Annotated in this window: 16 protein-coding genes; 13 read left to right on the forward strand and 3 right to left on the reverse strand. The window is 58.2% G+C overall.

The window, feature by feature from the left end:
• Positions 1-11: 11 nt before the first annotated feature.
• From nuoI to ACMX25_RS22770, 13 genes are all read left to right on the forward strand, one after another.
• The gene (gene nuoI / locus ACMX25_RS22710; RefSeq protein WP_299715067.1) at positions 12-500 is read left to right on the forward strand and encodes an NADH-quinone oxidoreductase subunit NuoI; all 489 of its coding nucleotides are present in this window, start codon (positions 12-14) and stop codon (positions 498-500) included.
• Positions 501-694: 194 nt separating this feature from the next.
• Positions 695-1396, forward strand: a complete 702-nt coding sequence (locus ACMX25_RS22715) for an NADH-quinone oxidoreductase subunit J (RefSeq protein WP_414952312.1) — start codon at positions 695-697, stop codon at positions 1394-1396.
• A gap of 14 nt (positions 1397-1410) precedes the next feature.
• Positions 1411-1716: an NADH-quinone oxidoreductase subunit NuoK gene (gene nuoK / locus ACMX25_RS22720; protein ID WP_031360677.1), complete on the forward strand. Its 306-nt coding sequence runs from the start codon at positions 1411-1413 to the stop codon at positions 1714-1716.
• 17 nt (positions 1717-1733) lie between these two features.
• Positions 1734-3824, forward strand: coding sequence for an NADH-quinone oxidoreductase subunit L (gene nuoL / locus ACMX25_RS22725; protein ID WP_414952313.1), 2091 nt, complete (start codon positions 1734-1736; stop codon positions 3822-3824).
• Between the two features lie 17 nt (positions 3825-3841).
• A complete protein-coding gene (locus tag ACMX25_RS22730) occupies positions 3842-5332 on the forward strand; it encodes an NADH-quinone oxidoreductase subunit M (RefSeq protein ID WP_414952314.1) in 1491 nt (496 codons plus the stop codon).
• Between the two features lie 24 nt (positions 5333-5356).
• A complete protein-coding gene (gene nuoN / locus ACMX25_RS22735; RefSeq protein WP_299720052.1) occupies positions 5357-6835 on the forward strand; it encodes an NADH-quinone oxidoreductase subunit NuoN in 1479 nt (492 codons plus the stop codon).
• The gene (locus tag ACMX25_RS22740; RefSeq protein WP_299720054.1) at positions 6835-7131 is read left to right on the forward strand and encodes a DUF2818 family protein; all 297 of its coding nucleotides are present in this window, start codon (positions 6835-6837) and stop codon (positions 7129-7131) included. The genes nuoN and ACMX25_RS22740 overlap by 1 nt, the downstream gene beginning before the upstream one ends.
• A 63-nt stretch (positions 7132-7194) precedes the next feature.
• Positions 7195-7797 carry an NUDIX domain-containing protein gene (locus tag ACMX25_RS22745; RefSeq protein WP_414952315.1) on the forward strand — a complete coding sequence of 201 codons (603 nt, stop codon included), beginning with the start codon at positions 7195-7197 and terminating at the stop codon, positions 7795-7797.
• 215 nt (positions 7798-8012) lie between these two features.
• On the forward strand, positions 8013-8498 hold the full coding sequence (locus tag ACMX25_RS22750; RefSeq protein ID WP_414952316.1) for a DUF1178 family protein: 486 nt from the start codon (positions 8013-8015) through the stop codon (positions 8496-8498).
• A 69-nt stretch (positions 8499-8567) separates the two neighbouring features.
• Positions 8568-9770, forward strand: a complete 1203-nt coding sequence (locus ACMX25_RS22755) for an acyl-CoA dehydrogenase family protein (protein WP_414952317.1) — start codon at positions 8568-8570, stop codon at positions 9768-9770.
• A 10-nt stretch (positions 9771-9780) separates the two neighbouring features.
• A complete protein-coding gene (locus ACMX25_RS22760) occupies positions 9781-10902 on the forward strand; it encodes an acyl-CoA dehydrogenase family protein (RefSeq protein ID WP_414952318.1) in 1122 nt (373 codons plus the stop codon).
• Between the two features lie 31 nt (positions 10903-10933).
• The gene (locus tag ACMX25_RS22765) at positions 10934-11392 is read left to right on the forward strand and encodes a MaoC family dehydratase (protein WP_414952319.1); all 459 of its coding nucleotides are present in this window, start codon (positions 10934-10936) and stop codon (positions 11390-11392) included.
• The gene (locus ACMX25_RS22770) at positions 11389-11850 is read left to right on the forward strand and encodes a MaoC family dehydratase (protein WP_414952320.1); all 462 of its coding nucleotides are present in this window, start codon (positions 11389-11391) and stop codon (positions 11848-11850) included. The genes ACMX25_RS22765 and ACMX25_RS22770 overlap by 4 nt, the downstream gene beginning before the upstream one ends.
• 58 nt (positions 11851-11908) lie before the next feature.
• Here ACMX25_RS22770 and ACMX25_RS22775 read toward each other — a convergent pair whose 3' ends face one another.
• From ACMX25_RS22775 to ACMX25_RS22785, 3 genes are all read right to left on the reverse strand, one after another.
• Positions 11909-12601 (reverse strand): glutathione binding-like protein, encoded by a 693-nt coding sequence (locus ACMX25_RS22775; protein ID WP_414952321.1) that lies wholly within the window; start codon positions 12599-12601, stop codon positions 11909-11911.
• A 113-nt stretch (positions 12602-12714) separates the two neighbouring features.
• Positions 12715-13929 (reverse strand): acyl-CoA dehydrogenase family protein, encoded by a 1215-nt coding sequence (locus ACMX25_RS22780; RefSeq protein WP_414952322.1) that lies wholly within the window; start codon positions 13927-13929, stop codon positions 12715-12717.
• A gap of 19 nt (positions 13930-13948) precedes the next feature.
• Positions 13949-15058 (reverse strand): phosphotransferase, encoded by a 1110-nt coding sequence (locus ACMX25_RS22785; RefSeq protein ID WP_414952323.1) that lies wholly within the window; start codon positions 15056-15058, stop codon positions 13949-13951.
• Positions 15059-15060: the final 2 nt, after the last annotated feature.

The raw sequence follows: 15060 nt of genomic DNA on the forward strand, positions 1-15060 counted from the left end.
ATGAAATAACCATGAACGCATTTCAGAATTTCTTCAAAACGTTTTTCCTGACCGAGTTGCTGAAGGGTCTGGCGCTGACAGGCGGTTATCTGTTCCAGCGTAAGGTGACCGTTCAGTTCCCGGAAGAGAAGACGCCGATCTCCCCGCGATTCCGTGGCCTGCACGCATTACGCCGATACGAAAATGGCGAAGAACGCTGCATCGCGTGCAAGTTATGCGAAGCCGTGTGCCCCGCGCTCGCCATTACGATCGAATCGGAAACGCGCGCTGACAACACACGCCGTACCACGCGTTATGACATCGACTTGACCAAGTGCATCTTCTGCGGTTTCTGCGAAGAAAGCTGCCCGGTCGATTCGATCGTCGAAACGCACATCCTCGAGTATCACGGCGAGAAGCGCGGCGACTTGTATTTCACGAAAGACATGCTGCTCGCAGTGGGCGACCGTTATGAAACGGAGATTGCGGCTGCGAAGGCTGCTGACGCGCCGTATCGGTAAGAAGCTCGGTAAAGAAGAGCAATAAAGCGAAGCGGGGCAGAGCAAGCTGAACATCGCCGCGCACCTTGCTGTTCCTGCATTTGAATTGACCTGCTGTTCCGGCCCGCGCGCCAAAGTTGGTGGTTGCGTTCTTAAAAAAACGCGGCTCGGCGCGCTTGTGTCAAAACACAAAGCCTAACGATGAACCGGTAATCATGGAATTCACGACCGTACTGTTTTACATCTTCGCGTTGCTGCTGGTTGTCTCGGCGCTGAAGGTGATCACTTCGCGCAATCCGGTAGCGTCCGCGCTGTTCCTCGTGCTCGCGTTCTTCAACGCGGCCGCGATCTGGATGCTGCTTGAAGCCGAATTCCTCGCCATTCTGCTGGTTCTCGTCTATGTAGGCGCAGTGATGGTGCTGTTCCTGTTCGTGGTGATGATGCTGGATATCAACCTCGACGTGCTGCATGGCGACTTCAAGAAGTTCGTGCCCATAGCCAGCATCGTGGGCGCGATCATCATCATAGAAACCGCGCTGATTCTCTGGCACGGCTACGGCGCAACCGTTACGCCGGTGCGCGACGCAATGCTGGTGAACGGAGTCGGTTCCGGCGTGGGTCCGAACGAGGTGATGTCGAATTCGCACCTGATCGGCAAGGTCATCTACACCGACTACATCTTCGCGTTTGAAATCGCCGGCCTGATCTTGCTGGTGGCCATCATCGCAGCCGTCTCGCTGACCGTTCGTGAGAAGAAGGACAGCAAGCGCCAGCGCATCAGCGACCAGGTTAAGGTGCGTGCGCAAGATCGCGTGCGGATCGTCAAGATGAAGTCCGAAACCGAAGCGCCGGACGCCGCGACCGAACCGCCCGTCACCGGCAATGCCGGCGCCGGCACGGTCGACAACAAAGGCTGAGGAGAAAAACAATCATGTTGAGTCTTGCCCATTACCTCGTGCTTGGCGCGATCCTGTTCGCGATCAGCATCGTCGGGATTTTTCTGAATCGACGTAACGTGATCATCATCCTGATGGCTATCGAATTGATGCTGTTGGCGGTCAACACGAATTTCGTCGCCTTCTCGCATTACCTCGGCGACATCCACGGACAAATCTTCGTGTTCTTCGTGCTGACGGTCGCGGCGGCTGAAGCCGCAATCGGCCTCGCTATCCTGGTCACATTGTTCCGCAGTCTCGACACGATCAACGTCGAAGACCTCGATCAGCTCAAAGGTTAATTTCAGGCAAGACAGATATGTCCATGACACTCAATGAAAACCTTCTGCTCACGATTGCGCTGGCGCCACTTGCCGGTTCGCTGATCGCCGGCCTGTTTGGCTGGAAGATCGGGCGCAAGGCTTCGCACCGCATCACGATCCTCGGCGTGATGATCTCGTTCGTGCTCTCGTGTTTCGTCTTCTTCGACGTAATACAAGGCGCGAGCTTCAACGCGACCATCTACGAATGGATGACGGTCGGTCCGCTGAAGATGGAGATCGGCTTCCTGGTCGACTCGCTCACCGCGATGATGATGGTGATCGTCACCTTCGTTTCGCTGATGGTGCACATCTACACGATCGGCTACATGGCCGATGAAGAAGTGGGCTACGAGCGCTTCTTCTCGTACATCTCGCTCTTCACGTTCTCCATGTTGATGCTCGTGATGAGCAACAACTTCCTGCAGCTGTTCTTCGGCTGGGAAGCGGTGGGTCTCGTGTCGTACCTGCTGATCGGCTTTTACTACACCCGTCCGACGGCCATCTACGCGAACATGAAGGCGTTCCTGGTGAACCGCGTGGGCGACTTCGGGTTCCTGCTCGGCATCGGCTTGTTGCTGGCGTTTGCGGGTTCGCTGAATTACGGCGATGTCTTCGCTCACCGTACCGCGCTTGCCGGCATGACGTTTCCGGGCACCGACTGGGGTTTGCTGACCGTTGCCTGTATCTGCCTGTTTATCGGCGCGATGGGTAAGTCGGCGCAATTCCCGCTGCACGTGTGGCTGCCGGACTCCATGGAAGGCCCGACGCCTATCTCCGCACTGATCCACGCGGCAACCATGGTGACGGCCGGTATCTTCATGGTCACACGCATGTCGCCGCTGTTCGAATTGTCGGATTCGGCGTTGTCGTTCGTGACGGTGATCGGCGCGATCACGGCGCTGTTCATGGGCTTCCTGGGTGTGGTGCAAAACGACATCAAGCGCGTGGTGGCTTACTCCACGCTCTCGCAACTCGGTTACATGACGGTGGCGCTCGGCGTCTCCGCTTATCCGGTCGCCGTGTTTCATCTGGCTACGCACGCGTTCTTTAAAGCGCTGCTGTTCCTTGGCGCGGGTTCGGTGATCATCGGCATGCATCACGATCAGGACATGCGCAACATGGGCGGCCTGCGTAAATACATGCCGATCACTTGGATCACGTCGTTGATCGGTTCGCTTGCGTTGATTGGTACGCCGTTCTTCTCGGGCTTCTACTCGAAAGATTCCATCATCGATGCAGTGAAGGCCTCGCACATCGCCGGCTCGGGTTTCGCGTATTTCGCGGTCGTGGCGAGCGTGTTCGTGACGGCGCTGTATTCGTTCCGCATGTACTTCCTGGTGTTCCACGGCAAGGAGCGCTTCCGTGGTCCGAAGCATCCGGAAAGCCCGATGGGTATCGAAGCTGCAGAAGCCGCGGCGCACCCACATGATTCACATGGTCACGGTGCACACGGCCATGACGATCATGGGCACGGTCATGATCACGCACACGTTCCGCACGAAACATCGTGGGTTATTACGCTGCCGCTGATCCTGCTTGCCATTCCGTCGGTGATCATCGGTGCAATTGCAATCGGTCCAATGCTGTTCGGCGACTTCTTCTCGCACGGCGTGGTGTTCGACAAGGTGATTTTCATCGGCGAAAACCATCCGGCGCTGCATGAAATGGCCGAGGAATTCCACGGCTGGTTCGCGATGGGCCTGAGTTCGGTCGAAGGCTTGCCGGTGTGGCTGGCGCTCGCGGGCGTGGTCGTGTCGTGGTTCCTGTACTGGAAGCGCACGGATCTGCCGGGCGTGATCAAGCAACGCTTCCTGCCGATCTATAACCTGCTCGACAACAAGTACTACCTCGACAAAATCAACGACGTCGTATTTGCAAAGGGCGCGGTCGCCATTGGCCGCGGGCTCTGGAAAGAGGGCGATGTCGCTGTTATCGACGGCATCGTCAATGGCCTCGCGAAGTTCGTCGGCTGGTTCGCCGGTGTGATTCGCTTCCTTCAATCCGGTTACATCTATCACTACGCGTTCGCCATGATTATTGGCATGTTGGGGCTCTTGACCCTGTTTGTAACGCTCGGCGGCAAATAAGGCGGGGACACCTATCTATGCACTCTTTACCCATTCTTAGTCTCGCTATCTGGTTGCCGATCATCGTCGGCATCCTTGTACTGGCAATAGGCAACGACAGCAATCCAGGCCCGTCGCGCTGGCTTGCATTGATCGGCTCCATTCTTGGACTGATCGTCACCATTCCGCTGATTACCGGCTTCGACAATTCGTCGGCCGCGTTGCAGTTCGAAGAGAAGGCAGTCTGGATCGACCGCTTCAACATCTCGTATCACCTGGGTGTCGACGGTCTTTCCATGTGGTTCGTCGTGCTGACGGCGTTGATCACGGTGATCACGATCATCAGCGCGTGGGAAGTCATCACGGTGCGCGTGGCGCAGTATCTGGCCGCGTTCCTGATCTTGTCGGGCCTCATGATCGGCGTGTTCTCGACCGCCGACGGCATGTTGTTCTACGTCTTCTTCGAAGCCACGCTGATCCCGATGTACATCATCATCGGCGTGTGGGGTGGGGCGAACCGGGTCTATGCCTCGTTCAAGTTCTTCCTGTACACGCTGATGGGCTCGCTGTTGATGCTGATCGCGTTGCTGTACCTGTACACGCAGACGCACACGTTCGACATCGCTACGTGGCAGGCATTCAAGATCGGCTTCACGCCGCAGATATTGCTGTTCATCGCGTTCTTCATGGCCTTCGCCGTGAAGGTGCCGATGTGGCCGGTCCACACATGGTTGCCTGACGCCCACGTGGAAGCGCCGACGGGCGGCTCGGTCGTGCTGGCCGCGATCATGCTGAAGCTCGGTGCGTACGGTTTCATCCGCTTCTCGCTGCCTATCGCGCCGGATGCCAGCCATTTCCTGGCGCCGGTGGTGATTACGTTGTCGCTGATCGCGGTGATCTACATCGGCTTCGTGGCGCTGGTGCAGGAAGACATGAAGAAGTTGGTCGCGTATTCGTCGATTGCGCACATGGGCTTCGTCACGCTTGGCTTCTTTATCTTCAGCACGCTCGGCATGGAAGGCGCGATCATCCAGATGATCTCGCACGGTTTCGTCTCGGGCGCCATGTTCTTGTGTATCGGCGTGCTGTATGACCGCATGCACTCGCGCCGGATCGCCGACTACGGCGGTGTGGTGAACGTGATGCCGAAGTTCGCCGCATTCGCCATGTTGTTCGCCATGGCCAACTGCGGTTTGCCGGGTACCTCGGGATTCGTCGGTGAATTCATGGTGATTCTGGCTGCCGTGAAGTTCAACTTCTGGATCGGTTTCCTGGCGACCTTCACGCTGGTTCTCGGCGCGGCTTACACGCTGTGGATGTACAAGCGCGTGCATTTCGGCGCGGTAGCGAACGAGCACGTGGCGAAGCTTAAAGATATCAACAAGCGCGAATTCTTCATGCTTGCCGTGCTTGCTGTATTCACGCTGTACATGGGCCTGTATCCGAAGCCGTTCACCGACGTGATGCACGCATCCGTAGAAAATCTCCTCTCCCACGTCGCGCAGTCCAAACTGCCGCTGGCCCAGTAACGCGTGCGGAGGAAATAAAAGATCATGCAAAACGCCCCCATGAGTGCCCTGTTACCCGATGGACTGTTGATGTTGATGGTCGTCGTGGCCTGGTTGAACGACACCATCTTCGGCGCGAAGAGCCGTCACACGACCTATCTGATATCGGTTGTGACGGCCATTGTGGTCGGTGTGTGGTTCGCCTTCCAGGCGCTCGATCCCACGCCGCATTACTACTTCACGCGCATGTACGTGGTCGACCCGTTTGCGAGCGCGATGAAAGCGGTCGTGACCCTCGGCTTCGCGGTGTCGATCATCTATTCGCGCAAGTATCTTGAAGATCGCGACCTGTTCCGCGGTGACTTCTTCCTGCTCGGTTTGTTCTCGCTGCTCGGCCAGTGCGTGATGATTTCCGGCAACAACTTCCTGACGCTGTATCTCGGCCTGGAACTGATGTCGTTGTCGTTGTACGCAGTGATCGCGTTGCGCAAGGATTCGCCGCAAGCCAACGAATCCGCGATGAAGTACTACGTACTCGGCGCGCTCGCCTCGGGTTTTTTGCTCTACGGTATCTCGATGCTGTACGGCGCGACCGGCTCGCTTGAACTGAACGAAGTGGCGAAGGCGATTGCAACGGGCCGCATCAACGACGCGGTCCTTTTGTTCGGCGTGATCTTCGTGGTAGCAGGCGTGGCGTTCAAGATGGGCGCAGTGCCGTTCCACATGTGGGTGCCTGACGTGTACCAAGGCGCACCGACGGCGATGACGCTGCTCACTGGCGGTGGCCCGAAGGCTGCAGCGTTTGCGTGGGGCTTGCGTTTCCTGGTGATGGCGCTGCTGCCGCTGGCCGTGGACTGGCAAGAGATGCTGGTGATCCTGGCCGCGTTGTCGCTGATCGTGGGTAACGTGACCGGTATCGTGCAGAAGAACATCAAGCGGATGCTGGCGTACTCGGCTATCTCGAACATGGGCTTCGTGCTGCTCGGCATGCTGGCAGGGGTGGTCGACGGCAAGGCTGACGGCGCGGCGAACGCGTATAGCTCGGCCATGTTCTACAGCATCATCTATTTGCTGACCACGCTCGGCACCTTCGGCGTAGTCATGTTGCTGGCACGCAAGGACTTCGAAGCCGAAACACTCGATGACTTCAAGGGCCTGAACCAGCGTAGCCCGGTGTTCGCATTCGTGATGATGATCATGATGTTCTCGCTCGCCGGCATTCCGCCGATGGTCGGCTTCTACGCGAAGCTTGCCGTGCTCGAGGCCACCATGAACGCCGGCCTGACGTGGCTCGCGGTGCTGGCTGTCTTGTCGTCGCTCGTGGGTGCGTTCTACTACCTGCGTATCGTCAAGCTGATGTACTTCGATGCACCGACCGATGCATCACCGATCATCGCAGACAACCTCAAGCGCGCGCTGCTCGCCTTTAACGGCCTGGCTGTGCTGGTGCTTGGCATTGTCCCCGGTCCGCTGATGAACGCCTGTCTGGCAGCGATCACGCACACCTTGCCGTTCCAGCTCTAATGTCGGCAGCGGGCTGGTTTATCGTGTTGTTGGCGCTGGTCGGCGCCAACCTCCCGTTCGTGAATCAGCGTCTTTTCTCCGTCGTGCCAATCAAGACGACGAAGAAAAACGGCTGGATTCGCATCGCGGAATTGATCGTGCTTTATTTTGTCGTGGGCGTGCTCGGCTTTATGCTCGAGGCGCGTGCGGGTAACCGCTTCGAGCAGGGCTGGCAGTTTTACGCCGTGACCTTCAGCTTGTTCCTGGTGCTCGCGTTCCCCGGTTTCGCGTTCCAGTATCTCGTCAAGCGCCGCTGACCGCGACAGCCGGCAGCGGCCTGATTCTCGCGCTCTAACAGCGCGTTTCTTTCAAGGTGCACGATGGCTGATCAATCTCTCGATTTCCCCGATTCCGATGATGGCTTGCTCGAGAAGACGGTCGAGAGCAAGTTGCTGCATAAGGGCAAGTTCCTCACGCTCAAGATCGATACGGTTGAACTGCCTGATGGCAAGCATGCCACGCGCGAGTTCGTCGAACATCCGGGTGCCGTGATGATCCTGCCGCTGTTCGATGACGGCCGCGTGCTGCTTGAACGGCAGTATCGATATCCGATCGCCAAGGTCCTCCTCGAATATCCCGCCGGCAAGATCGATCCGAACGAGAGCGAGCTGGCGTGTGCAAAACGCGAGCTCCTCGAAGAAACCGGGTATACGGCGCGCGAATGGTTTCTGTTGACGCGGATTCATCCAGTGATTTCGTACTCCACCGAATTCATCGACGTGTATCTGGCGCGCGGGTTGACGGCAGGCGAGCGCAAGCTCGACGAGGGCGAGTTCCTGGAGACGTTCATCGCGGACCAGTCGCAGGTTTTGGAGTGGATCAAAAGCGGCCATATCAGCGACGTCAAGACGATCATCGGCAGCTTCTGGCTGGAGAAGGTGATGTCGGGTGAGTGGGCGTTGGGCGATCCGATCAGCGATTAAAAAGACTAACTTTCGACAAAAAAGCGGCTAACAAGGCCGCTTTTTATTTGTCTGTCAAATCATGCGTGCACACCTTTCGGCACGGGTTCCAGCGTCGGGCTAAAATCGAACGTGTGTTCCACCATTCCATCGAACCGTCGCAATGTCATTTTTTGCGAACGGTCGTTCACAAAACGCGTTTTTGCGATTAAACTTTCTGGCAAGCCCCGATCAGCATGAAGGTTCTCGACTTGAAGTGCTCACACGACCATCGTTTCGAAGGCTGGTTTGCTTCGACCGATGAGTTCGAATCCCAGTTGTCGCGCAAGCTCGTGGCTTGCCCGGTGTGCTCGACAACAGAGGTGAGCCGCATGCCGTCGGCCCCACGGCTGAATTTGCTAGCGGCCCGTTCATCGAGCAGTTCCGATCAAGGCGAGAAAGAAGCGGCCAGTTCTGGCGCTGCGCAAGCAGTCCGGCCGACGCAAGACGCAGATCAGGCGCTTCAGGCGCGTGCGCTGCAGTTCATGCGGCAAATTCTCGCGAAGACCGAGAACGTGGGCGATCGTTTTGCTGAAGAGGCGCGACGCATGCATTACGACGAAGCGCCGGCGCGCAATATTCGTGGCGTCGCAACGCCGGAAGATGCGCACGCATTGATGGAAGAAGGCATCGACGTGATGCCGTTGCCTGTGCCGGCCGCACTGAAAGAGCCGCTGCAATAAGCTGAATCTGGTTCAGCCTAGCGCGCGTCTCCTCATGGCCGACCCGGGTCATGACAGGAGACACCGCACATGGACCTGAATTATTCCCCCGCCGACGACGCATTTCGCGCCGACATCCGCGCCTGGCTCGACGCAAACCTGCCGCAAGCTCTGCGGACCAAGGTGCTCGAACACAAACGTCTGAATCGCGACGACTACGCGGGCTGGCACAAGCTGCTCGGTACGCGCGGCTGGTCCGTTGTCGCATGGCCGAAAGAGTACGGCGGTCCCGGCTGGAACGCGACGCAGCGCCATATCTGGGACGAAGAATGCGCGCGTATCGGTGCGCCGGGCGTGTTGCCGTTCGGGGTATCGATGGTCGCGCCTGTGCTGATGAAATACGGCAGCGACGCGCAAAAAGCCCACTATCTCCCGCGCATTCTCGATGGCACCGACTGGTGGTGCCAGGGTTACTCGGAACCCGGATCCGGTTCTGATCTGGCATCGTTGAGAACGCGCGCTGAGCGCCAGGGCGATCACTACGTGGTCAACGGCCAGAAAACCTGGACCACGCTCGGCCAATTCGCGGACATGATGTTCTGCCTCGTGCGCACCGACACCGACACCGGCGCGAAGAAGCAGGAAGGTATCTCGTTTCTTCTTATCGATATGAAAACGCCGGGCATTACCGTGCGGCCGATCATCACGCTCGATGAAGATCACGAGGTCAACGAAGTTTTCCTCGAAGACGTAAAAGTGCCGGTTGAAAACCTCATTGGCGAAGAAAATCGCGGCTGGACCTATGCGAAGTATTTGCTCGGACATGAACGCACGGGCATTGCGCGCGTCGGGCAATCGAAGCGCGAACTCGTGTTCCTGAAACGGCTGGCCGCGAATCAGAAGAAGGGTAGCGGTTCGTTACTCAGCGACCCCGTGTTCTCTTCGAAAATTGCTGCGCTTGAAATCGAGGTGATGGCGCTCGAAGTCACTGTGCAACGCGTGGTCGCGAGCGAAGCGAACGGCCGCGGGCCGGGACCAGAGGCATCGATGCTCAAGATCAAGGGCACCGAAGTCCAGCAAGCGCTGACCGAACTCATGGTTGAAGCCGTCGGCCCGCAAGCCGCCGCGTTCGACCCCGCGTATCTGGAAGGCGAACGTGAACACAGCCTCGCCGGCGACGACGATGCCGCGCCGCTCGCCGCGTACTACTTCAACTTCCGCAAGACGTCGATCTACGGCGGCTCGAACGAAATTCAAAAAAACATCATCGCGCAGATGATTCTGGGCTTGTGAGGAGCTGCACATGGACTTCAATTTCACCGATGAGCAGCAACAGTTCAGGGACGCATTGCGCCGGTATCTCGACAACGAGTACACGTTCGATGCACGTCAGAAGATCGTGGCGTCGAAGGACGGCGTGGATGCAAAACACTGGACGGCATTCGCCGAGCTAGGCTTGACGGCTTTGCCGGCGCCGGAAGCGCAAGGCGGTTTCGACGGCGGTCCGGCCGACATGCTGGTCGTGATGCAGGAACTCGGACGAGCGCTTGTCGTGGAGCCTTATTGGGCCACGGCGGTGGGTATCGAAGCCTTGCGGCTGGTGGGCGATGACCATGCGAACGCGTTACTCGAACGCACGGCCGGCGGCGAGATCAAGCTCGCGGTCGCGTTTCACGAACCGCACGCCCGCTACGACCTGTTCTCGATCGATACCACCGCGCAGGAGAAAGGCGACGGGTTCGCGTTGAGCGGCCAGAAGTCACTGGTCCTGCACGGCGCGCAGGCTGACTATTGGATCGTGCCCGCGCGGCTGGCTGGCGAAATCGCGTTGTTCGTCGTTGCGCGTAACGCGGCGAATGTGGAAGTCATCGAGTATCGGACGATTGATGGCCAGCGTGCCGCGACGCTCACGTTCACGGGGACTGAAGCAGTCCGTCTCGGCAAGGCCAACGTGGGTGCTGCAACGCTTGAGCATATTGCCGATTACGCGACCTTTTTGCTGTGCGCAGAAGCCGTCGGCGTGCTCGATGCGCTGAATCACGCGACGGTCGAATACACGAAGGAGCGCAAGCAATTCGGCACGCCCATCGCGCGTTTCCAGGCTTTGCAGCATCGCATGGTCGAGATGTTGATCCATGCCGAGCAGGCGCGTTCCATCACTTACCTTGCCGCCGCACGATATGCAAGCGATAACGCCGATGAACGCCGCAGGGCGATTTCCGCGGCCAAGGCGCGAGTGGGTCAGGCAGCGCGTTTCGTCGGTCAGCAAGCGGTGCAGTTGCATGGCGGAATGGGCGTGACGAACGAAGTTGCAGCGGCGCATTGGTTCAAGCGTTTGTCGATCATCGAAACAACGTTAGGCGACGTCGATCATCATCTTGCACGGTTTGCGTCGTTGCCTGGATTCGCCAACACTGATGTTTAAATAATCGATGCATTGAAACAGGAGAGCGGAGATGACGTTCAGCTATGAAGATTTCGAAGTGGGAGCCGTGGCGCAATTGAGCGGCCATACGTTTCTGAGAGAAGAGATTATCGAATTTGCCGGGCGTTATGATCCGCAGCCTTTTCATTTGAGCGAGGCGGGTGGTGAGGCATCGCCGTTTCGCGGGCTGGTCGCGAGCGGCTGGAATACATGTTCGGCAATGATGGGAATCCTGGTGCGTGACATGCTCGCCGATTCCACTTCAATGGGTTCTCCCGGCCTCGATAATATCCGCTGGCTCAAGCCGGTTCGCGTGAACGACACCGTGCGATTGACGGTGCGCGTGCTGAGCAAGCGAGTGTCGGAGAGCAAGCCGGATCGTGGAATTGTCGGTACGCGGTGGGAAGCTTATAACCAGCACGACGAACTGGTCTTGACCGTGGATTCAGCAGCAATCTTCGGGCTTCGCCACCCGGGAAATATGCAATGACGCTAGCCACGTTAGCCAGTGCAGCGGATGTAAAAGCCGCGGCGGGTGGGGAAGAGTATGTAAGCGAGTGGTTGGAAATAGATCAATCACGCGTGAACCGATTCGCAGATGCCACCGACGATCATCAGTGGATCCACGTCGACGTAGAGCGGGCGAACAAAGATTCGCCATTCGGTGGTCCGATTGCGCATGGGTTTTTGACCTTGGCGCTGGTCCCAATGTGGCTTGAGCAATGCGTGCCGTTGCAGCAGAAAATGGGCGTGAACTACGGCATGAACAAGGTGCGGTTCATGTCGCCAGTGCGCGTTGGGACGAAGCTGCGGGCGAGTTTCGCAGCCGAAACGGTGGCCGATGTGGAAGAGGGTGGCGTGCAGGTCATCTGGCGCGTGACCGTGCAGAAAGAAGGCGGCGATAAACCCGTGTGCGTCGCTGAGTTCATCACGCGGCATTACTTCTGAAAGCCGGTACTTGTCATCGCGCAGGTTCCCCTAGCGAGGAACCTGCGCCAATTCACGCTTAACGCCGCGCGTACTGCTGCGCGCCAAACAACACTTCGCGTTGTTTATCGCCGGTCAAATCCTTGCGCGCAGACGCAAGTACTTCGACGCCGCGAATAACCGCTGGCCTCGCCGAAATCTCGTCAAACCAACGCTTCACGTTTGGAAATTCGTCCAGCTCAATCCCCTGGTTTTTCCACGATCGCGTCCACGGAAACGTCGCGATATCAGCGATCGAATATTCGTTTCCCGCGAGATACCGCGTCACGCCCAATTGCTTGTCCATTACGCCATATAAGCGCTTGGCTTCGTTCGAATATCGATTGACCGCGTACTCGATCTTCTCCGGCGCGTAAATCCTGAAGTGATGCGCCTGGCCAAGCATGGGTCCAACGCCGCCCATCTGGAACATCAGCCACTGCATGGTCGTGTATCGGCCGACAGGATCCAGAGGCAAGAACTTACCCGTCTTCTCAGCGAGATAAAACAGGATCGCCCCGGATTCAAAGAGTGCCAGCGGCTTGCCTTCGGGGCCATCGCTGTCGATAATCGCGGGGATCTTGTTATTCGGGCTGATCGCCAGGAAATCGGGCGTGAACTGATCGCCCGCGCCAATATCGATGGGAATGGCTTTGTACTCGAGTCCGAGTTCTTCCAGCATGATATGAATCTTGTGGCCGTTCGGCGTGGCCCAGCTATAGACGTCGATCATCTTCGCTCCTGGTCCTAATACGGGAAAGCGGCGACCCGAGCAATCAGGGGTTGCCACTCAAAAACGCTGCCAAAAATTAGACCATAGTTCGCAGAAGGACGCTCAACACCGCGTCACGCGTACCGTGAAAGCTCCAGCTTGGCGATCGCGTTCCGATGCACTTCATCGGGTCCGTCGGCAAGCCGCAACGTCCGCGCATGCGCGTAGGCGTACGCCAGCGGAAAGTCATCGGAAACACCGGCCGCGCCGTGGGCCTGGATCGCCCAATCGATGATCTGGCACGCGATATTCGGCGCGACCACCTTGATCATCGCGATCTCGCCGCGTGCGCCCTTGTTGCCGACGGTATCCATCATGTAAGCCGCTTTCAGGGTGAGCAGACGCGCCTGTTCGATCATGATGCGTGCTTCGGCAATTCGCTCCTGCGTCACGCCGTGCGCAGCGATCGGCTTGCCGAAAGCGACCCGTTGCAGCGTGCGTTTCGACATCAATTCGAGCGCGCGTTCAGCCAGTCCAATCAGGCGCATGCAGTGATGAATCCGGCCCGGGCCAAGACGTCCCTGCGCGATTTCAAAGCCGCGCCCTTCGCCGAGCAGCATGTTCGATACCGGCACGCGTACGTTCTCGAGCGTGATGTCCATGTGACCGTGCGGCGCGTCGTCGTAGCCGAACACCGAGAGCGGCCGGTGAACCGTGATACCGGTCGCGTCTGCGGGAACGAGAATCATCGATTGTTGCTGATGTTTCGGCGCGTCGGGATCGGTCTTGCCCATCACGATATACACCTTGCAGCGCGGATCGCCCGCACCCGACGACCACCACTTGTGGCCGTTGATCACATAGCCGTCGCCATCGCGCACGATGCTGCACTGGATATTCGTCGCATCCGACGAAGCCACGTCCGGCTCGGTCATCAGGAATGCTGAGCGGATCTCGCCTTGCAGCAACGGTTCGAGCCATTGGAGTTTCTGCTGCTCGCTGCCATACCGTTCGATGGTCTCCATGTTGCCCGTATCCGGCGCGCCGCAGTTGAAGACTTCGGGCGCCCATGGCACGCGGCCCATGATCTCGCAGAGCGGCGCATATTCCAGATTACTCAGTCCGGCGCCGCGTTCGGATGCGGGCAGGAACAGGTTCCACAGGCCGGCATCGCGGGCTTGTTCCTTCAGCTTTTCGATCAACGCAGTCGGGACCCAAGCGTTGCCGTTTGCGCGATTGGCGGCGACTTCGCTGTTGAACGCCCGCTCGTTCGGGTAGATGTGTTCATCGAAGAAATGGCTTAGCTTGTGGCGCAGTTCCTGCATTTTCGGCGTGTAATCGAAATTCATATCCTCTCCTCATTAATCTCTATTCTCCGACTTTCTGCGCATACAGCCACGCGAGTTCGGCCATGGGTTTCGCGCGCTTTCCAGCATCAAGAGCCTGCGTGCTTGCCGCCGTGCCTTCGCTCACCCGCTTCATGATTCCCTGCAGGATCGCGGCAATGCGGAACATGTTGTAGGCGAGGTAGAAATTCCAGTCGCCCTGAATGGCAAGACCCGTGCGGGCAAGGTAGGTCGCGACGTATTCGTCCTCGTCGGGAATGCCCAGCACCGCCCAGTCGAGGCCGCCGATGCCGCGAAATTGCGTCGGGTCAACATGCCACGCCATGCAGTGATAAGCGAAATCGGCAAGCGGATCGCCAAGCGTGGACAGTTCCCAGTCGAGCACCGCAAGCACGCGCGGTTCGGTTGGATGGAAGATCAGGTTGTCGAGCCGGAAGTCACCATGAACGATCGATACACGTTCCGCCGGCGCGCCTTCTTCGCCACGAGGAATGTGCTTCGGCAGCCATTCGATCAGCTTGTTCATTGCATCGATAGACTCGGTTTCCGACGCAACGTATTGTTTGCTCCAGCGGCCGATCTGACGCTCGAAATAGTTGCCGGGCTTGCCGTAGGTCTCAAGCCCGACCTGAGCGATGTCCACCGAATGGAGCGCCGCGATCACGCGATTCATCTCGTTGTAGATCGCACCGCGTTCGGACGGTGTCATGCTCGGTAGCGCCTGATCCCACAATACGCGGCCTTCGATGAACTCCATCACATAGAACGCGCGCCCGATCACGCTTTCGTCCTCGCATAACGCGAACATTTTCGCGACGGGAACATCGGTGCCGGCGAGCGCGTCCATCACGCGATATTCACGTTCGATCGCATGCGCCGATGGCAATAACTTCGCCGCCGGCCCGGGTTTCGATCGCATCACGTAACTGCGCGCGGGCGTGATCAGCTTGAAGGTGGGATTCGATTGACCGCCGGCAAATTGCTCGACGGTGAGCGGTCCGGCAAAACCTTCAACATGCGATTCCAGCCACGTGGACAACGCCGGAACATCGAATTGTTGCCGCTTGTTGACCGGGCGTGTTCCCTCGAACGCTGAGAAGTCCTGCGGGACGGGGGTATCGTTTGTAGCCATCG

This window comes from Caballeronia eucalypticola (genome assembly GCF_047608185.1).
Taxonomy (GTDB): Bacteria; Pseudomonadota; Gammaproteobacteria; order Burkholderiales; family Burkholderiaceae; genus Caballeronia.